This is a genomic window from Caldimonas sp., assembly GCF_046291045.1.
Lineage (GTDB): Bacteria > Pseudomonadota > Gammaproteobacteria > Burkholderiales > Burkholderiaceae_C > Caldimonas.
The window spans coordinates 40,680-59,457 of the sequence record NZ_JBKBSL010000022.1 but is presented as its reverse complement, the minus strand read 5'-3'; the positions used below and the strand labels follow the sequence as shown (position 1 = coordinate 59,457).

Annotated in this window: 17 protein-coding genes; 9 read left to right on the top strand and 8 right to left on the bottom strand. The window is 70.0% G+C overall.

Features of this window, described 5'->3' with window-relative positions; translation table 11 throughout:
- Positions 1-107: 107 nt before the first annotated feature.
- Both ACK4ZD_RS09805 and ACK4ZD_RS09800 read left to right on the top strand, forming a co-directional pair.
- Positions 108-770 carry a response regulator gene (locus ACK4ZD_RS09805; protein ID WP_409661063.1) on the top strand — a complete coding sequence of 221 codons (663 nt, stop codon included), beginning with the start codon at positions 108-110 and terminating at the stop codon, positions 768-770.
- 3 nt (positions 771-773) lie between these two features.
- Positions 774-2,687: a sensor histidine kinase gene (locus tag ACK4ZD_RS09800; protein ID WP_409661060.1), complete on the top strand. Its 1,914-nt coding sequence runs from the start codon at positions 774-776 to the stop codon at positions 2,685-2,687.
- A gap of 30 nt (positions 2,688-2,717) precedes the next feature.
- Here the strand turns inward: ACK4ZD_RS09800 and ACK4ZD_RS09795 are convergent, their stop codons facing one another.
- Positions 2,718-3,338, bottom strand: coding sequence for a glutathione S-transferase N-terminal domain-containing protein (locus tag ACK4ZD_RS09795; protein ID WP_409661057.1), 621 nt, complete (start codon positions 3,336-3,338; stop codon positions 2,718-2,720).
- A 133-nt stretch (positions 3,339-3,471) separates the two neighbouring features.
- Here ACK4ZD_RS09795 and ACK4ZD_RS09790 point away from each other — a divergent pair, with 133 nt between their 5' ends.
- The 3 genes from ACK4ZD_RS09790 to purB all read left to right on the top strand — a co-directional run bounded on the left by ACK4ZD_RS09790 (position 3,472) and on the right by purB (position 7,215).
- Complete coding sequence (locus tag ACK4ZD_RS09790) at positions 3,472-4,767, top strand: YjgN family protein (protein WP_409661055.1); 1,296 nt, start codon at positions 3,472-3,474, stop codon at positions 4,765-4,767.
- On the top strand, positions 4,754-5,779 hold the full coding sequence (locus ACK4ZD_RS09785; RefSeq protein WP_409661052.1) for a M48 family metallopeptidase: 1,026 nt from the start codon (positions 4,754-4,756) through the stop codon (positions 5,777-5,779). Before ACK4ZD_RS09790 ends, ACK4ZD_RS09785 begins: the two co-directional genes overlap by 14 nt.
- 68 nt (positions 5,780-5,847) lie before the next feature.
- Entirely contained in the window at positions 5,848-7,215 is a 1,368-nt protein-coding gene (gene purB, locus ACK4ZD_RS09780) for an adenylosuccinate lyase (protein ID WP_409661049.1), read from the top strand.
- 9 nt (positions 7,216-7,224) lie between these two features.
- Here purB and ACK4ZD_RS09775 read toward each other — a convergent pair whose 3' ends face one another.
- Together ACK4ZD_RS09775 and ACK4ZD_RS09770 are read right to left on the bottom strand one after the other, a co-directional pair.
- Positions 7,225-8,406, bottom strand: coding sequence for a CynX/NimT family MFS transporter (locus ACK4ZD_RS09775; protein ID WP_409661046.1), 1,182 nt, complete (start codon positions 8,404-8,406; stop codon positions 7,225-7,227).
- A 2-nt stretch (positions 8,407-8,408) separates the two neighbouring features.
- Entirely contained in the window at positions 8,409-9,104 is a 696-nt protein-coding gene (locus ACK4ZD_RS09770; RefSeq protein ID WP_409661044.1) for a FadR/GntR family transcriptional regulator, read from the bottom strand.
- A gap of 196 nt (positions 9,105-9,300) precedes the next feature.
- Between ACK4ZD_RS09770 and ACK4ZD_RS09765 the strand changes: the two genes are divergently transcribed.
- The gene (locus ACK4ZD_RS09765) at positions 9,301-10,332 is read left to right on the top strand and encodes a TRAP transporter substrate-binding protein (RefSeq protein ID WP_409661041.1); all 1,032 of its coding nucleotides are present in this window, start codon (positions 9,301-9,303) and stop codon (positions 10,330-10,332) included.
- A 21-nt stretch (positions 10,333-10,353) separates the two neighbouring features.
- Positions 10,354-11,193, top strand: a complete 840-nt coding sequence (gene pyrF, locus ACK4ZD_RS09760) for an orotidine-5'-phosphate decarboxylase (RefSeq protein WP_409661038.1) — start codon at positions 10,354-10,356, stop codon at positions 11,191-11,193.
- Here the strand turns inward: pyrF and ACK4ZD_RS09755 are convergent, their stop codons facing one another.
- The 3 genes from ACK4ZD_RS09755 to ACK4ZD_RS09745 are packed head-to-tail and all read right to left on the bottom strand — an operon-like array spanning position 11,194 to position 14,802.
- Positions 11,194-13,500, bottom strand: a complete 2,307-nt coding sequence (locus ACK4ZD_RS09755) for a molybdopterin cofactor-binding domain-containing protein (protein ID WP_409661035.1) — start codon at positions 13,498-13,500, stop codon at positions 11,194-11,196.
- Complete coding sequence (locus ACK4ZD_RS09750; protein WP_409661032.1) at positions 13,497-14,006, bottom strand: (2Fe-2S)-binding protein; 510 nt, start codon at positions 14,004-14,006, stop codon at positions 13,497-13,499. The genes ACK4ZD_RS09755 and ACK4ZD_RS09750 overlap by 4 nt, the downstream gene beginning before the upstream one ends.
- Before the next feature lie 25 nt (positions 14,007-14,031).
- Positions 14,032-14,802 (bottom strand): class II glutamine amidotransferase, encoded by a 771-nt coding sequence (locus tag ACK4ZD_RS09745; RefSeq protein ID WP_409661029.1) that lies wholly within the window; start codon positions 14,800-14,802, stop codon positions 14,032-14,034.
- Positions 14,803-14,918: 116 nt separating this feature from the next.
- On the opposite strand from ACK4ZD_RS09745, the gene ACK4ZD_RS09740 reads away from it, so the two are divergent.
- Together ACK4ZD_RS09740 and ACK4ZD_RS09735 are read left to right on the top strand one after the other, a co-directional pair.
- The gene (locus ACK4ZD_RS09740) at positions 14,919-15,302 is read left to right on the top strand and encodes a TraR/DksA family transcriptional regulator (protein WP_409661026.1); all 384 of its coding nucleotides are present in this window, start codon (positions 14,919-14,921) and stop codon (positions 15,300-15,302) included.
- Positions 15,303-15,355: 53 nt separating this feature from the next.
- On the top strand, positions 15,356-15,766 hold the full coding sequence (locus tag ACK4ZD_RS09735; protein WP_104301094.1) for an HIT family protein: 411 nt from the start codon (positions 15,356-15,358) through the stop codon (positions 15,764-15,766).
- Here the strand turns inward: ACK4ZD_RS09735 and ACK4ZD_RS09730 are convergent.
- Together ACK4ZD_RS09730 and ACK4ZD_RS09725 are read right to left on the bottom strand one after the other, a co-directional pair.
- A complete protein-coding gene (locus tag ACK4ZD_RS09730; RefSeq protein WP_409661023.1) occupies positions 15,754-17,940 on the bottom strand; it encodes a malate synthase G in 2,187 nt (728 codons plus the stop codon). The genes ACK4ZD_RS09735 and ACK4ZD_RS09730 overlap by 13 nt on opposite strands.
- 50 nt (positions 17,941-17,990) lie before the next feature.
- Positions 17,991-18,728, bottom strand: a complete 738-nt coding sequence (locus ACK4ZD_RS09725; RefSeq protein ID WP_409661020.1) for a haloacid dehalogenase type II — start codon at positions 18,726-18,728, stop codon at positions 17,991-17,993.
- Between the last annotated feature and the right edge of the window lie 50 nt (positions 18,729-18,778).

The window sequence follows — 18,778 nt, the reverse complement described above, 5'->3', positions numbered from 1 at the left end:
GGGGGGGGTGGGAGGTGGCCATGGGGCGATTGTCGCAGCCCAGCCCCCCAACCGCGGGGCTGCTGGTCGTTGACCTCGTTGTTTACCATCGGTCACCTTTTCGTCCGTTGCTGCCCTTGCCTGTGCTCACCGTCTATCTGGTCGAGGACGACCCTTTGCTTGCGCGTCATGTGCTCGATGCCCTCGCCCAGGCCGACGGGATCGCGTGCGTGGGCCATGCCCCGTGTTTGGCCGTGGCGCGCGAGGAGCTGCCCCGGCGCTGCCCGCAGGTGCTGCTGTCCGACCTGGGCTTGCCTGATGGGGACGGGACCGATCTCATCCGCGAGATCAGCAGGGGGGCTGGTCCTTGGCGGCCGCACATCCTGGTCTATTCGGTGTTTGGCGACGAGGCCAAGGTGATCCACGCGATCGAAGCTGGCGCCGACGGCTACTTTCTCAAAGGTTGCGCCGATCGCGATCTGATCCATGCAGTGCAACGTGCGGCCGATGGCGAGTCGCCCATTTCGCCGGCGATCGCCCGCTATTTGCTCAAGCGATTCGGACAGGCCGAGTCCGGCGCCTCGGGCTTCGATGGTGCAGCGCCGCCGGCCGAGGATCCCCAGCTCACCCCGCCCGAGCATGCCGTGCTGCGGCTCGTCGCTCAGGGCTACCTGGCCGAGGAAGTGGGAGAGCGTTTGATGATGTCGGCCCACACGGTGGCCACCCATGTACGCGCCGTCTACGCCAAACTGCAGCTGGGCCAGCGTGCAGTCTTGGGCCTGGCCAGCTGACCCATGAGGGCCTGGCCATGCCGTGTCGTCCGCGGCGGGCTGCGGCTGCTGGCAGGTCTGGCCCTGGTGGGGCTGGGGATGACGGCGCTGGCGCAGGAGGCCGAGGTTCACCGTCTGGTCCACGCTGAGCTGACCGACCACACCCAGCCCGCGCAGCCTGCCCGCCGCGTGGCGCTGCCCGATGCTTGGGAACACACCGCCCCGCACCGTGACGGTCGGGCGAGCTACCGACTGGAGCTGCCGCAGCAGGCACTGGCCGGCGAGCAGCCCGCGATTTTTTTGCGGCGCGTGGGCAACGTCTTTCGCGTCCGGCTCAATGGCGAGTTGGTCCTGTCGGTGGGCGAGGACCGGCGGCCCTTGCCCAACTACGGGCAAGAACCCTTTTTGCTTCGTCTGCCCCGCCATCTGGTGCGTGCACAGGGCAACGAGCTGGTGATCGAGGTGATCGGTGAGCCGCGGCGCGAGGCGGGGCTGTCCAGCGTCTGGGTCGGGCCGGCCCCCAGGCTGGAGCCGATGTACGAGCGGGCGATGAACCTGCAGGTGCGCGGGGCGTGGGTGCTGACCAGCACCAGCGCGACGCTGGGGGCGCTGGCGCTGCTGGTGGCCTGGCGCACGCGCAAGATGGTTTATGGGTGGTTCGGCTTGGGCAACCTGATCTGGGCTTGGCGGGTCAGCGCCTTGCACGTGCACGACCCCGGCCTCTGGGCCGGGCTGTTGCACTGGGTGTTCGAGCTGTCGTATTCGCTCTTCGTGGCCTGCATGGGCATGTTTTTGCTGACGCTGGCGCAGCGCGACGGCCCAACGGCCCGCCGGGCGATGGGAGCCTTCGTCGTGGTGGCGGTGGTCTTGTCTGTGGCCAATGCCGCGTTCAACCTGCCGATGCTTCGTACAGCGCATTTGCTGCTGGCTTTGCTGGTGACCGTGGTCACAGCGGCGGTGTTGGCCAAGCTGGCGGTTCGCAAACACATTCGCACTGGATGGACCTTGCTCGCGGCGGCGGCCACGGGGGCCATCTTCGGGCTGCGGGATTGGATCGTCTTTCGGGTCTGGCGCGACTATGAGGCCTACACCTGGACGCGTTACGCCATCCTCGCGCTGATGTTCGTGATGGTGTGGGAACTCGTCGAAGACTATGCGCGCAGTCTGGCGGCGCAGCGCGAGGCCACCCGTCGACTGGAGGAGGCGTTGCGGGCCAAAGAGCGCGAGCTCGAGCGCGTCTACCAGGAACGTCGAGACTTCGACCGCCAGCAGGCCGTGATGGCCGAACGCGACCGGCTGCTGCGCGACATGCACGACGGCCTGGGCGGGCGCCTGGTCAGCGCGATCGCGTTGGCTCGGCAGATGCCGCCCGGCGACGGCGACGCCCCAGCGGCGCAGGAATTGCGCATGGCCCTGGACGACTGCCTGACGGAGTTGCGCATCACCCTCGACTCCCTGGAGGCCGAGCAGCACAGCTTGGGGGAGTCGCTGGCCGAGATGCGGTTCCGGCTCGAGCCCTCGCTGCGTGCCGCTGGCATCCGGTTGGTGTGGGACGTGCACGACGATGCGCTGGACGCGCGGCTGCCGGCCGGCCACACGCTGCAGATCCTGCGCATCGTGCGCGAGGCCTTCACGAACGTCATCAAGCACGCCCAGGCCACGGTGGTGTGGCTCACGCTGGCGCGCGAGGGCGAGCGGCTGCGCATCACCGTGCTCGACAACGGCCTGCGCCAGCGAGCCGACGGCGGCCAGACCCCTGCCTTGAGCCTGCAAGGCGGCAAGCGCGGCTTGGCCAACATGCAGCGCCGGGCCGCGCTGCTGGGCGGCGAGGTGGAGGTGGGCCCCCACCCCGAGGGCTGGCAGGTGGAGCTGCGCTTTCCGGTGCCGTCTGCCTGCGAAGCGCCGCCGGGCCATGCGCTTGGCGGCGCCGTCGTTTGACGGTCGCGGGGACTGGGGGGCCGCCGGGCGTCAGGCCTTCGGCGGGGCGGTGTCGATGAAGCTCTGGCGCTGGGCCAGCTTTTCGTACAGGCGGACGAGATTGGGATAGGGGCCGCGCCAGTCGATCTGAGGAAAGCGGAAGTCGAGATAGCCCAGGGCCACGCCCACTGCGATGTCGGCCAGCGTGAAGTGGATGCCGGTGCACCAGGTCTTCTCGCCCAGGCCCAGGCTCATCGCTTTCAGGGCTGCATGCACCTTGGCCAGGTGGCGGTCGATCCAGGCGGGGCTGCGCTGGGCCTCGGTGCGGCCGGGCCAGGTCTGTTCCAAGCGCGCGGTGATGCTGGCGTCGAGCAGGCCGTCGCCCAGCGCTTCCCAGGTGCGCACCTCCACCCGCTCGCGGCCCGAGGCCGGGATCAGCCGACCCACCGGCGAGAGCGTGTCCACGTACTCCACGATGACGCGCGAATCGAAGACCGCCTCGCCGCCTTCCATCACGAGACAAGGCACCTTGCCCAGCGGGTTGGCCGCCACGATGCGGGTGTCGGCCGACCAGACGTCTTCCAGTTCCAGGCGATAGTCGAGCTTCTTCTCGGCCATCACGATGCGCACCTTGCGCACATAGGGGCTGGTCAGCGATCCGATCAGTTTCATGGGGGTTCCAGGTCAGACGAGCACTGCGAGCGATTCTAGCGAGCGAGCCTGCGGGGCATGGTGCTACAGTTCCCCCCAAACAGGGAGGCGCCTGGCGGCCCGCAAGGCCATCGGCGCGCCAGGAGGAACGACCATGGACAACACCCCCTCGTCGGCTGCCATGGGGGCGCCAGTGCCCTCGGGGGCCCGCATCGACAGCCGCGGTCTGCACGGCGTCGTCAGCTCGATCGGCAGCCCGGGCCCGGCCAACAGCGTCTTCTCGCGCCTGCTGCGTCCCGACCAGGCCCATCACATCCCCCTGGAGTTCACCGGCTCGGGCAGCGAGTACTTCCGCATCTGGATCGTCAACCTGCTGCTCACGCTGGTCACCCTGGGGATCTACTACCCCTGGGCCAAGGTGCGGCGGCTGCGCTACTTCTACGGCAACACCCTGGTGGCCGGCCATGCGCTGGACTTCCACGGCGAGCCGAGGAAGATGCTGCGCGGCTCGGCGTTGGCGGGCCTGCTCTTCATCGTGTATTCCCAGGCGCTGGACGTCTCGCCGCTGGCCGGGCTGATCGGCGCGGTGCTGGTGAGCGCGCTGTGGCCGCTGCTGCTGCGCGCGGCGCTGCAGTTCCGCACTGCCCACACCAGCTGGCGCGGCTTGCGTTTTGGCTTTGCCGGCAGCACGGCCGAGGCCTATCGGGCGTTGGCCGTGCCCTTGGCGCTGTCGCTCGTGCCGCTGGCGTTGATGGCTTATGCGGATGCCGCGCGTGGCGCCCCCGAGGACTCGGAGGCGTCCGTGTTCTCCGTCTGGCCGCTGGTGCTGGGAGGCGTGTTCGCCATCTTCCTGGTCACCCTGCCCTATTTCCACTGGCGCCTGAAGAAGTACCAGCACAACCACTACCGGCTCGGGCAGCTCCAGTCCGAGCTGCGCGTGGGGCCGGGGCCGGTCTATGGCGTGTACCTGCGCACCCTGGGGCTGGCCCTGCTGCCGGCACTGCTGGCCGGCTTGGTCGTGGGCCTGCTGTCCGGCGGCCTGCCGGGCTCCGGCCGCGGGGCGCCGGTGCTCTTCCTGCTGCTGATGTTCCTGGGCGTGATCTTCGTGGTGGGGGGCCTGTACTTCTACATCGTGGTGCTGCCCTACTTCACGGTGCGCATGCAGAACCTGGTGTGGACCAAGACCGGCAACCGCTACCTGCGCCTGCGCAGCGAGCTCCAGGCCGGGCGCTACCTGGCCCTGCAGTTCAAGAACTACCTGCTGATCCTGCTGACGCTGGGCCTGTACTGGCCTTGGGCCGCGGTGGCCAACCGGCGCATGCGGCTGCAGGCCGTCACGCTGGTCAGCCGGGTCGACCTCGACGAACTCGTGATGGCCATCCGCCCGAAGGCCGGCGATGCCGCCGCCGAAATGGGCGATGAGCTGATGGGCATCGATGTCGGGCTCTGACGTCCGCGGGGACTACTTCGACGGCCGCTCGGCGCGGCCTGTCCCGGCCCGTGCCACGCTCGAGCCGCAGGGCCTGCGCCTACAGGGCGAGGCCCTGGACCGCCTGGTGCCGCTGGCGCAGGTGCAGTGGCCCGAGCGCACGCGCCATGGCCGGCGCATCGTCCACCTGGCCGACGGCGCCAGCTTCCACGCCCATGACGGCGCGGCTTTCGATGCCTGGCGTGCGGCCGCCGGGCACCGCGGCTCGTGGGTCGAGCGCGCCCAGCAGAGCTGGCGCGGCGTGCTGGGGGCCGTGGCCCTGCTGGCGGTGCTGGCCGGGGGGCTTTACCAATGGGGCTTGCCGGCCGCGGCCCGCGGCGTGCTGAACTTCGTGCCCGCCTCGGTCGACCAGCGCCTGGGCGAGTCGGCACTGCACACCCTGGGCGGCCAGATCCTCGAGCCCAGCACCCTGCCCGCGGCCCAGCAGGAGGACCTCAAACGCGCCTTCGACCGGGCCGTGGCGGCGGCTTACCCGCCCGGCCAGGCCCCGGCCTACCGCATCCACTTCCACAAGAGCCGCATCGGCCCCAACGCCTTTGCCCTGCCCGGCGGCATCATCGTGATGACCGACGAGCTCGTGAAGCTGGTGGAGGGCGATGTCGAGGTGGTGGTGGGTGTGCTGGCGCATGAGCTTGGCCACGTCGAGCATCGCCACGGCATGCGCATGGTGGTGCAGACGGGCCTGCTGGGTGTGATCACCAGCGTGGCCTTCGGCGACTTCAGCGGCTGGCTGGCCGCCGCGCCCGTGGTCCTGGGCCAGGCGGCCTATTCACGGGCGGCCGAGCGCGAGGCCGACGTCGCCAGCATCCGCATCCTGAAGGCGGCCGGCCTGTCGCCCTTGGCGATGGTGCGCTTCTTCGAGAAGATCGGCGAAAAGGAAGGCGGCCGCGACCGCTCGCTGCTGGGCATCGCCTTTGCCAGCCATCCGCCCGATGCCGAGCGCATCGCCCGGTTCCGCGAGGCGGCGCGCTGAACGTCTGGGGCGCCCAGGCGCCTAAAATCACGGGTTTCCCCCGACCCGCCCTTGCCGGCTTGCCTGCCATGGACCTCTCCGCCCTGACCGCTTTGTCGCCGCTCGACGGCCGCTATGCCGCCAAGGTGGCCGCGCTGCGGCCGCTGCTCAGCGAATTCGGCCTGATGCACCGCCGCGTGCAGGTGGAGGTCGAGTGGTTCATCGCCTTGTCCGACGCCGGCTTTGCCGAGTTCAAGCCGCTCAGCGAAGGCGCCCGCACGCACCTGCGCGCGCTGGTGAGCGGCTTTTCGGTGGCCGACGCCCAGGCCATCAAGGACATCGAAAAGACCACCAACCACGACGTGAAGGCGGTCGAGTACTGGATCAAGTCGCGCTTCGAAGGCCAGCCCGAGCTGCAGGCCGCCGGCGAGTTCGTGCACTTTGCCTGCACGAGCGAAGACATCAACAACACCAGCCATGCGCTGATGCTCAAGGCCGCGCGCGAGCAGGTGCTGCTGCCGGCGCTCGATGGCGTGATCGCGAGCCTGCGTGCACTCGCCCACGGGCTGGCCGACGTGCCCATGCTCAGCCGCACCCATGGCCAGACGGCGAGCCCCACCACGGTGGGCAAGGAAGTGGCCAACGTGGTGGCGCGCCTGGCCGCCGCCCGCGAGCGCATCGCGCAGGTGAAGCTGCTGGCGAAGATGAACGGGGCGGTGGGCAACTACAACGCCCACCTGGCGGCCTACCCCGAGCACGACTGGGAGGCCTTCAGCCGCCGCGTGGTCGAGCAGCAGCTCGGACTCGTCTTCAACCCCTACACCATCCAGATCGAGCCGCACGATTACATGGCCGAGCTCTTCGATGCGGTCACGCGGGCCAACACCATCCTGATCGACTGGTCGCGCGACGTGTGGGGCTACATCAGCCTGGGTTACTTCAAGCAGAAGACCAAGGCCGGCGAGATCGGCTCGTCGACGATGCCGCACAAGGTCAACCCCATCGACTTCGAGAACGCCGAAGGCAACTTTGGCCTGGCCAGTGCCGTGCTCACTCACCTGAGCCAGAAGCTGCCCATCAGCCGGTGGCAGCGCGACCTGACCGACTCCACCGTGCTGCGCAACATGGGTGTCGCCCTGGGCTATGCGGTGCTGGGCTACGACTCGCTCGCGCGCGGGCTGGGCAAGCTGGAGGTGAACCGCGAGGCCCTCGCAGCCGACCTGGACGCCGCCTGGGAAGTGCTGGCCGAGCCCATCCAGACGGTGATGCGCCGCTACGGCCTGCCCCACCCCTACGAGCGGCTGAAGGAACTGACCCGTGGCAAGGCCATCACGCGCGAGACCCTCCAGCAGTTCATCCAGGGGCTGGAGCTGCCGCAGGCCGAGAAGGACCGGCTGCTGGCGATGACGCCGGCGAGTTACACCGGCCTGGCCGAGACGCTGGCACGGCGCATCTGACGGCGCCGCTCAGCGTGCCCCGATGAGGCGGTTCTGCGCGGCGAACCACCCGGTGGCCGCCGCCGCCAGCGTGATCGCCGTGAAGAGCGGCCCGGCGGCCGACCAGTCGCCCCGCAGGTCGTGGCTCAGGCCCAGCGCCAGTGGGCCCAGGGAGGCCAGGGTGTAGCCCACACCCTGCGACATGCCCGACAGCCGCGCAGCCGTGGGGGCGTCGGGCGAGCGCAGCACGATGAGCAGCAGCGCCACGCTGAACTGCCCGCCCTGCCCCAGACCTTGCAGCACGGCCCACAGCCACAGACCCTCCAGCGGGCCGGCCACGCAGCCCAGCCAGCCCACCAGGGCCAAGCCCAACATCAGGAGCAGCGTGGGTCGCTGGTCGGGCCCCAGGCGCATGGCGATCCACGGGCCTGTGAAGGCGGTGACGAGCTGCACCAGCACCGACACAGACACCACCAGGCCCGCCTGCAGCGGCGCCACACCACGATCGACCAGGATGGGCGGCAGCCAGCCGAACACGCAGTAGGCCAGGGCCGACTGTAGACCCATGTGGAGCGTGACCGCCCAGGCCAGGCGGTCGCGCCACAGGGGCGCACCGGGCGGCGTGGGGCCTGCCGAGGACGGGCCACGCACTTGCGGCCACCACAGCACGGCCGCTGCCACCGCGAGCACGGCCCACGCGGCCAACGCACCGCGCCAGCTTCCGTCCAGGGCCTCCATCAGCGGCACCGTTCCACCGGCGGCGATGGCCGCCCCCAGGCACAAGGCCATCGTGTAGACCCCCATCATCGTGCTGATGTGGCGGGGGAAGTCACGCTTGATCAGGCTGGGCAGCAGCACGCCGGTCACGCCGATGGACGCACCAGCCAGCAGGGCGCCGAGGAAGAGCCCGGCGGCTCCCAGCACCGCGCGCAAGGCCGTGCCGGCGGCCAGCACCAGCAGCGCGAGAAAGACGGTGCGCTCCAGTCCCAGGCGCTCGGCCAGGCGCGGCGCCAGCGGGGCGAACAGGCCCAGACACAGTACCGGCAGGGTGGTCAGCAATCCCGCGGCGGTGGCCGACAGGCCGAGGCTGGCCTGGATCCAGGCCAGCACCGGCGAAACGCTGGACAGCGCCGGGCGCAGGTTGAGGCAGACGAGGACGAGGCCAGCGATCAGCAGGCCCACGGACGAGGCGGGGCGGGAGGCAGTGGACAAACTCAGGCCTTCGGGGGCGGGAGGGGGTCGAGGGCGTCGAGGATGGGCTGGAGCAGTTCCCGGGCCGCTTGGGCGGCGCCTTCGGGGTCGCGACGGGCGATGGCCTCGGCCACGGCCGCATGCGCCGCATAGTCGGGCTCGGGCAGGTCGGGGCGGGCCATCATGCCTTTGAGCGTGGCCCGCACGGCGCGCGCGAAGAAGCCATAGAGCTTGCCCAGCGCCGGGTTGTGCGCGGCATCGACCACGGCACGGTGGAAGGCCAGGTCGTGCTCGATGAAAACGTCGCGGCGCCGCTTGTCGGGCCGCTCGCCGCGCAGGGCCAGGGCGGCGAAGATGCGCTCCTGGTCTTCGGGCGTGCGGCGCTGGGCGGCCAGCCGGGCAGCCTCCACCTCCAGCATCGCCCGCACCTCCAGGTGCTCGCGCAGCGAGGCACCGCTCAGGCCCTGGGCCATGTCGGTGGTGTCCACCGCCGAACGCACATAGGTGCCGTCGCCCTGGCGCACCTCGAGCACCCCGCTGAAGGCCAGCACGCGCACGGCCTCGCGCACGGTGTTGCGGCTCACGCCCAGTTCGGCCGCCAGCTCGGGCTCGATGGGGATGCGCTCGCCCACGCGCCACACGCCGCGTTCCAGCCGCTGGCGCATCGCGTCAACGGCCACGTCCACGAGGGAGCGTCGGGCAGGGGCGGGCGTGTCCATGGGCGGGTTCAGACATTCATCGGATGATTGTAGGCCGACGTCCGGCCCTGTGTGCAGCCGGCGGGAGTCCAGCAGTCCCTGCCCGACGCCGGGGGCGCATGTCGCACCGATTGGCGAAGTTCTCCCGGTTTGTCCCAGTTTGGCCGGACGCGGCCGTGCCTACGATGCTGAGCCGTCCCACGGAAAGGAGCCTCCCATGAAACCCTGGATCCCGCTCGGCTTGGCCTGCGCCGGCCTCGTGGCCGCCCTGTCTGCCTCGGCGCAGGAGGTGACGCTGAAGTTCCACCACATCTGGAATACGCAGGCCATGGCCTCGCAGCGCGTCATCAACCCCTGGTGCGACAAGGTGGCCGCCGAATCGAACAACCGCCTGAAGTGCCAGATCTTCCCGGCCATGTCGCTGGGCGGCACCCCGCCCCAGCTCGTGGACCAGGTGCGCGACGGCGTGACCGACCTCACCATCACCCTGCCGGGCTACACCGCCGGGCGCTTTCCGATGATGGAGGTCTTCGAGCTGCCCTTCATGACCCGCTCGGCCGAATCAGGGGCGCAGGCGGCCTGGGACTATCTGCAAAAGCATGCGCTCAAGGAATTCCCCGGCACCAAGATCCTGGCCGTGTGGGTGCATGACCAGGGTTATGTGCACACCCGCGATCGGCCCGTGCGCACCCTGGCCGACTTCAAGGGCTTGAAGATGCGAGCGCCCACGCGCCAGACCAACAAGCTCTTGACCAAGCTCGGCGCCTCGCCGGTGGGCATGCCGCTGCCGGCCATTCCTGAGGCGGTGAGCAAGGGCGTGATCGACGGCTTCCTGCTGCCTTGGGAGGTGATGCCCTCGCTGCGGCTGCAGGAGATGGTGAAGTTCCACTCCGAGACTGACCCGTCCAAGCCCGCGCTGTACTCGGCCGTGTTCATCTTCGGCATGAACCAGGCGAAGTACGACAGCTTGCCCGCCGATCTGAAAGCGGTGATCGACCGCAACAGCGGCATGGCCTTGTCTCGGCAGATCGGCCAGATCTGGGACGACAGCAAGGCCGCCGGCCGCAAAGCCGCCGTCGACCGGGGCAACACCCTGTACACCGTGCCGGCCAGCGAGCTGGACCACTGGATCGCGGCTTCGGCCTCGCTGTATGACGAGTGGGTGGCCGATATCGACAAGCGCGGCGCGAGCGGCAAGGCGCTGCTGCAAGACGCGCGCGACCTGCTGGCCAAGTACGGCGGCAAGTAGGGGCCTTCTACAATCGAGGGCATGCCCTTTCTCGACCAGCTCCACGCCGCCGAACGCCTCAACGACTCGCTGATGTGCGTGGGGCTGGACCCCGATCCAGCCAAGTTCCCCTCGCCCTGGCGCGGCGAGGCCTCGCGCATCTTCGACTTCTGCGCGGCCATCGTCGAGGCCACCCGCGATCTGGTCATCGCCTACAAGCCCCAGATCGCCTACTTCGCCGCCCACCGCGCCGAAGACCAGCTCGAGCGGCTGATGGCGCACATCCGCGCCGTGGCGCCGCAGGTGCCGGTGATCCTGGACGCCAAGCGCGGAGACATCGGCACCACCGCCGAGCAGTACGCCCGCGAGGCTTTCGAGCGCTACGGGGCCGATGCGGTCACGCTCTCGCCCTTCATGGGCTTCGACTCCATCGAGCCCTACCTGCGCTATCCGACCAAAGGCGCGATCCTGCTGTGCCGCACCTCCAACCCCGGCGGCTCGGACCTGCAAAACCAGCGTCTGGCCGAGGTGGAGGGCCAGCCGCGCCTGTACGAACACCTCGCCCGTCTGGCGCAAGGTCCCTGGAACACCACCGGCCAGCTCGGCCTGGTGGTGGGCGCCACCTTCCCGGCCGAGATCGCGCGCGTGCGTGAACTGGCGCCCACCGTGCCGCTGCTGATTCCCGGTGTGGGGGCCCAAGGGGGCGATGCCACCGCCACCGTGAAGGCGGGCTACCGCGAGCACGAGGGTCGCATCACCGGCCTGGTGGTGGTCAACGTGGGCCGCAGCGTGCTCTACGCCAGCAGCGGCCTCGACTTCGCCGAGGCCGCGCGGCGCGCGGCGATGGCCACGCGCGACGAGCTCAACGCGGCGCGGCGGTGATCAGGCCGGCGGTGCCAGCAGTGGCAGCCGCCGCACGCGCTGCCCTGTCAGGGCGAACCAGGCATTGACCAGGGCCGGCGCCGCCGGCGGGGTGGCGGGCTCGCCCACGCCGCCGGGGGGCAAGGTGCTGGGCACGATGTGGGTTTCGATCGCGGGGGTCTCGGCCAGCGAGAGCAGGCGCGCGGTGTCGAAGTTCTTTTGCACCACTTCGCCCTGGCGGATGTCCACCCGTCCGTAGAGCGCGGCGCTCAGGCCGAAGATCACCCCGCCTTCCATCTGCTGGGCCACGATGCCCGGGTGCACCACGGTGCCGCAGTCGATCGCGCAGACCAAACGGTGCACGCGCGGGCGACCGTTGTCGAGCGACACCTCCATCACCTCGGCGACGATGGAGCCGAAGCTTTCGTGCAGGGCCACACCGCGGGCGCGCCCGGGGGGCAGCGGCCGGTCCCATTGAGCCTTCTCGGCGGCGAGCTTGAGCACGGTGGCAAAGCGCGGGTGCTTGTCCAGCAGACTGAGGCGGAAGGCCACCGGATCCTGGCCGGCCTCGTGGGCCAGCTCGTCGATGAAGCATTCGGTGAAGAAGGCATGGTGGGAATGGCCCACCGAGCGCCAGTAGCCGATGGGCACGCCGCTGCGCGTGGCCTGCTGCGCGATGCGCTGGTGGGGCACGTCGTAGGGCAGGTCGAAGAAGCCCTCGGCGGCCGTCTTGTCCGGCGCGTCGAAGCGCGTGGCCCAGGCGGGGCGGTTGCGCGCGATCCAGCGCGGCGTGATGGCGTCGCCGGCCACGGTCATGCGCAGGGCCTGGGGGCGGCCGCGCGCGTCCAGCGCGGCACGCATCACGGCCACACCGGCCGGGCGGTAGAAGTCGTGGGTGAAGTCTTCCTCGCGCGGCCACACCAGTTGCACCGGGCGGCCGCCGGTCTCCATCGCGATGCGCACGGCCTGGGCCACGTAGTCCACGTCCAGGCGGCGGCCGAAGCCACCGCCGAGCAGGGTGATGTGCAGGTCCACGGCGTCCACGTCCACGCCGGCCACGCGCGCGGCCACCTCGCGGGCGAAGGTGGGCGCCTGGGTGGGCGCCCACACGGTGACGCGGCCATCGCGCACCTGGGCCGTACAGTTCATCGGCTCCATGGTGGCGTGAGCCAGGTAGGGGGCGTGGTAGACGACCTCGAGACGGCGTGCGGCGGCAGCTTCGGCTGCGTCCACGTCACCGCGGCGATGGAAGGGCACGCCGCCGGCGCGCTCGTGCGCCTCGCGGGCGGCCCGCTCCAGGGCCTCGTCGATGCGCTGCGTGTCGAGCAGGCCCACCGCCGGGTCGTGGGGCGGGGGGCGCCACACCACGTCCATGGTGCGCGCCGCTTGCATCGCATGCCAGGTGCTGCGCGCCACCACCGCCACGCCCGAGGTGGCACCGGCCGTGCGGCCCAGGCGCACCACGCGCTCCACGCCGGGGCGGCGCAGCGTGGCATCGACGTCCACACGCGCTGCACTGCCGCCCAGCATCGGGCAGTGGCGCACCACGGCATACAGCAGGCCCTCGGGCTTGACGTCCATGCCGAAGACGGCTGTGCCGTTCACCTTGGCCGGCACGTCGGTGCGCAGGGGTTGCCGGCCGATCAGTTGCCAGGCTTCGCGTGGCTTCACGTGGATGTTGCGGGCGCTGACGGTGAGCGCCGCGGCCTGGCGCGCGAACTCGCCGAAGTGCCCGCGCACCCCGGATTCGTGTTCAATGATCCCGTTCACGATGCGCAGCTCGTCCACCGGCAGCCGCCACTGCAAGGCTGCGGCGCCCAGCAGTTCGGCGCGTGCCGTGGCCGCGGCCAGCGGCAACACCTCCCAGGCATCGGCGATGCTCGACGATCCCCCAGTGACGTTGATGCCCAGCTCGCGCGCCAGCTTGGTGACGAACCAGCGGCCCGCGCGCACCGTGCGCGTTTCGTGGCCGGGCTCGCGGTCGTCGGGGTGGAAGGGCAGGGCCCCCAGGAACATCGCCACGTTGCCGTACAGCGATTCAGGCCCGGCCTGTTCCAGCCGGATCCGGTCCAGGCCGATGTCGAGCTGCTCGGCCACGAGCATCGGCAAGGCGGTGTGCACGCCCTGGCCCATCTCGCTGCGGGCCATCGCAAGCACCACCAGGCCGTCGGCGGTGATCTTGAGCCAGCCATTGAGCCGGACCTCGCTATCGTTCGAAGTCAGGGAACCGCGCCGCCCGATGCGGTCACGCACCGGCCAAGCCCCCCAGCCGACCACCAGCGCGCCGCCGGTGGCAGCGGCACTGAGCAGGAAGTGCCGGCGCTTCATGCGGACTTGACTTTCAGTGGCTGGCGCTGCGGCCGCGCCGGCCGCATCTGCACGGCCGCTGTGCGGATGGCCTCGCGCACGCGCGGATAGGTGCCGCAGCGGCACAGGTTGGTGATCGCCGCATCGATCTGCGCATCGGTGGGCTCGGGCGTGCTCTCCAGCAGGGCCGCCGCGGCCATCAGCATGCCGCTTTGGCAGTAGCCGCACTGCGGCACCTGGTGGGCGATCCAGGCCGATTGCAGCGGGTGCGGGGCCTGCGGCGTGCCCAGGCCCTCGATGGTCTGGATGGCGCGTCCGGCCACCGAGGCCAGCGGCGTGACACACGAGCGCACCGCCCGGCCGTCCACCCGCACGGTGCAGGCTCCGCAGGCGGCAATGCCGCAGCCGAACTTCGTGCCGGTGAGCTGCAGCACGTCGCGCAGCACCCACAGCAGGGGCATCGAGGGATCGACCGTCTCGTCCGGCACCTCGTGCGGGCGGCCGTTGATCTGGAGTTGATAGGGCATCGTTGCTGCTTTCGAGGGGGGCGGTTCAAGGCAGGGGAGCCGGGGCCAGCGGTCGGCCGTCCACGAAGGCTTTGAGCTCCCCCGGCGCAAAGGCCGTCCAGGCCTCGTCGCAGGTGAGGGGCTCCGTCACGATCACGGCCACCCGGTCCTGGGGCGAGGCCAGTTCGGCGAAGTTCACGCTCAGATCCTGGTCCTGCAGCGTGGCCGGGCGGAAGGGGTGCTCTCGCACCAGGTAGTGCAACTGGGTGGAGCAGTGCGCCCACAGCGCATGCCCGTTGCTCAGCATGAAGTTGAAGGTGCCATGCCGCGCCACCTGCGGCACCAGCTCGGTCAGGGTCTCGGTCAGTTGCTCGGGCGTGGGCACCCTCGCGTGGTTCTTGGCCAGCTCCTGCATCAGCCAGCAGAAGGCCGCCTCGCTGTCGGTGTCGCCCACGGGGCGGAAGGCGGCGTGCAGGTGCGGTGCATAGCCCTTCAGGTCGCCGTTGTGCGCAAATACCCAGTAGCGGCCCCAGAGTTCGCGCACGAAGGGGTGGCAGTTCTCCAGCCGCACGTCGCCCTGGGTGGCCTTTCGGATGTGGGCGATCACATGGGTGCTGCGGATCGGGTAACGGCGCACGAGCTCGGCCACCGGCGAGTGCAGCGCCGCCTGCGGGTCCACGAAGAGCCGCACGCCCTTGCCCTCGAAGAAGGCGATGCCGAAGCCGTCGGCATGCTCCTGCGAGCGCGTGGCAAAGCCCGTGAAGCTGAACACGATGTCGGTGGGGGTGTTGCAGTTCATGCCGAGCAATTGGCACATGCCTCGATCCCTGAAAAGCTCACGATCCGCTGATTGTGCCGTCGACCGGCCTTGCGCAATATCAAGATCGACTGCCGGCCCTGGTGCGACGATGCGGGCGTGAAAAGGAGCCCCGCATGAGCCACCATCTGACGGCCGGACAGCGCGCGATGCTGGAGAACACCCTGCGCCTGCGGCTGCAGGATCTGCTGCGCCAGCGCGACCTTCATCAAGAGGGGCACTCGCGTGTGGACCACGCGCGTCAGGTGCTGACCCAGGACGATGACGACGCCCCTGCCCACGCTTCCGACCGCGAGGTCGATCAGGCCCTGACCGACCTGGAGCAGATCGAACTGCGCGAGGTGACACGCGCGCTGGAGCGCGTTGGCGATGCGCACTACGGTCTTTGCGAGGACTGCAGTGCGACCATCCCCTTCGACCGCCTGCGGCTGAACCCGGCCGCGCGGCGCTGCGTGAGCTGCCAGGGCGCGCGTGAAGGGTCGGGTCAGCCCGCTCGCTGAACCCCGGCAGGGTGCGCCATCATCGGGGCTTTGCCTCGAGAGGAGACCCGCCCATGACCGCCCCCACCGTCTTCCAACGCCTGTTGTCGGGCGAATGGCCCTGTGCCAAGGTCTATGAAGACGACCTGGTCTTTGCCTTCATGGATGCCGGCCAGGTCAACGACGGCCACGTGATCGTGGCCACCAAGCGGCCCTGCGAGACCCTGCTGGACTGCACCGAGGACGAGGCCGCCGCGCTGATGCGGGCGGCCCGCCGCATCGCCCGTGCGGTGCAGGCGGCCTTCCAGCCGGCGGGCATCACGGTGCTGCAGGCCAACAAGCCGGCCGGGTGGCAGACCGTGCCCCACCTGCACCTGCACGTGCTGCCGCGCCACGAAGGCGACGGCGTGGGGCTGGTCTGGCCGCGCAAGGAGCCCGGGATCGAGCGCCTGCGCGAGCTGGCGGCGAAGCTTCAGCTGGACTGAGCGGCCTTCACCTTCAGGCGCCAGGCGTGCAGCAGCGGCTCGGTGTAGCCGCTGGGCTGCTCGACGCCCTTGAAGACCAGGTCCTGCGCGGCCTGGAAGGCTGCGCCCTCGGGGTGGGCCACCAGGCTCTTGTAGGCGGGGTCGCCGGCGTTCTGGCGGTCCACCACCGCGGCCATGCGGCCGAAGGTCTCGCGCACCTGGGCCTCGCTCACGATGCCGTGCAGCAGCCAGTTGGCGATGTGCTGGCTGGAGATGCGCAGCGTCGCGCGGTCTTCCATCAGGCCCACGTTGTGGATGTCGGGCACCTTGGAGCAGCCCACGCCCTGGTCGATCCAGCGCACCACGTAGCCCAGGATGCCCTGCACGTTGTTGTCCAGCTCCTGCTGCTTCTCGGCCGCGGACCAGTTCGGGCTCGGGGCCACCGGCACCTGCAGCAAGTCGTTCAGGATGGCGTCGCGTTCGGCGTCGGCATCGATCTTCTCCAGCTCGCGCTGGACCGCGGCCACGTCCACCTGGTGGTAGTGCAAGGCATGCAGCGTGGCCGCGGTGGGCGAGGGCACCCAGGCGGTGTTGGCGCCGGCCTTGGGGTGAGCGATCTTCTGTTCGAGCATCGCGGCCATCAGGTCGGGCATGGCCCACATGCCCTTGCCGATCTGGGCGCGCCCGCGCAGGCCGCACTTCAGGCCTACCAGCACGTTGTTGCGCTCGTAGGCGGCGATCCACTTCGTGGTCTTCATGTCGCCCTTGCGCAGCATGGGGCCGGCGCGCATGGCCGTGTGGATCTCGTCGCCGGTGCGGTCCAGGAAGCCGGTGTTGATGAAGGCCACGCGGCTGGCCGCCGCGGCGATGCAGGCCTTCAGGTTCACGCTGGTGCGGCGCTCCTCGTCCATGATGCCCAGCTTCACGGTGCTGTCGGGCAGGCCCAGCAGCTGCTCGACGCGGCCGAACAGTTCGCTGGCAAAGGCCACCTCGGCCGGGCCGTGCATCTTGGGCTTGACGATGTAGACGCTGCCGGTGCGCGAATTGCGCAGCCCGCCCTGGCGGCGCAGATCGACCAGCGCGATGGTGGTCGTGATCACCGCGTCCATGATCCCTTCCGGGATTTCTTTGCCGCCGTCGTACAGGATGGCCGGGTTGGTCATCAGGTGGCCCACGTTACGCACGAACAGCAGCGAGCGACCGTGCAGCACCACGGGCTTGCCGTCGGGCCCGGTGTACTCGCGATCGGGGTTCAGGCGGCGCGTGAAGGTCTTGCCGCCCTTGGAGACCTCCTCGGTCAGCGTGCCCTGCAGGATGCCCAGCCAGTTGCGGTAGCCGGCCACCTTGTCGGCCGCGTCGACGGCGGCCACCGAGTCCTCGAGGTCCAGGATGGTCGACAGCGCGGACTCCAGCACCACGTCGGCCACGCCGGCCGGGTCGGTGCCGCCGATCGCGCTGTGGCGGTCGATGCGGATCTCCACGTGCAGGCCGTGGTGGCGCAGCAGCACGGCCGAGGGGGCTCCCGGCTCCCCTTGGTAGCCGACGAACTGGGCCGGATCCTGCAGTCCGGTGCTGCCGCTGCGCAGCGCCACGCGCAACTGACCGCCTTCCACGCGGTAGCCGGTGGCCTCCTTGTGCGAGCCCTGGGCCAGCGGTGCGGCCTGGTCGAGGAAGTTGCGCGCGAACGCGATCACCTTGGCGCCGCGCACCGGGTTGTAGCCCGAGCCTTTCTCGGCGCCGTCGGTCTCGGCGATGGCGTCCGTGCCGTACAGCGCGTCGTACAGCGAACCCCAACGCGCATTGGCGGCGTTGAGCGCGTAGCGGGCGTTCAGGATGGGCACCACGAGCTGCGGCCCGGCCTGCACGGCCAGCTCGGCGTCCACGTTGGCCGTGGTGGCCTGCACGTGCGCGGGCTGGGGCAGCAGGTAGCCGATCCGCTCGAGGAAGGCACGGTAGGCCGGCACGTCGGTGATGGGGCCAGGGTGAGCGGCATGCCAGGCATCGAGCTCGGCCTGCAGGCGGTCGCGCTCGGCCAGCAGTGCGGCATTCTTCGGAGCCAGGTCGTGCACGATCGCATCGAAGCCGGCCCAGAAGGCGCGGCTGTCCACTCCGGTGGCCGGCAGCACCTGGTCTTCGATGAAGCGGTACAGCTCGGTGGCGACTTGCAGGCGATGAACGGTGGTGCGTTGGCTCATGGGTCGTGTCCTCGAAGAGAAAGAAACAAAGGAGTTCGGGGTCGGGCGGCTCAGGATCGGGCGGGGCGGGGCGCCACACCATCGACCAGGGCCATCAGGTCGCGCAGGTTGCGTCCCTCGTGGCTGGGGGCGGTGCCCAGTTCCTCCGGCGGGGCGCCGCTGCGGTTGAGCCAGAAGGTGGTGTAGCCGAACCAGGTGGCCCCTACCGCATCCCAGCCGTTGCTCGAGACGAACAAGACTTGGCGGGGCGCAAGCGTGGGCTGGCGGCGGCGCAGCACCGACAGGCCCAGCGCATAGACGCGCGGGTCGGGCTTGAAGCAGCGCACCGGCTCGACGCTGATGACATGGTCCACAACGTCGGACAGGCCCGCACTCTTGACGGCCACCTCCAGCATCGCCGGGTCGCCGTTGCTCAGGATGCCGGTGGGCAGCCCCCGGGAGCGCAGGGCCCGCAGCGTCTCGCGGTTCTCGGGGAAGGCGCTGAGGTGGCGGTATTGGTTCATCAGCCGCTCCTCGCGTTCGCGCGACAGCGGCAGGCCCAGGCGCGCACAGGCATGGCGTAGCCCGTCGCGCGTGAGCTCCCAGAAGGGCCGGTAGCGCGCGCCGCCAGGGTCGGCCATGCTCACCAGCCGGGTGTATTCGATCTGCTTGTCGCGCCACAGCGCGGCCAGCGCCTCGCCGCGACCCGGGAAGAGCTGCTCGGCCGCCAGCGCCACGCTGTAGACATCGAACAGCGTGCCGTAGGCATCGAAAAGCACGGCCTGGAAGGGCAAGGGAAGGGTGGCCATGGCATGCACTGTATTCAAACCAGGCCAAACAATTAATCCCTGAGAAATTG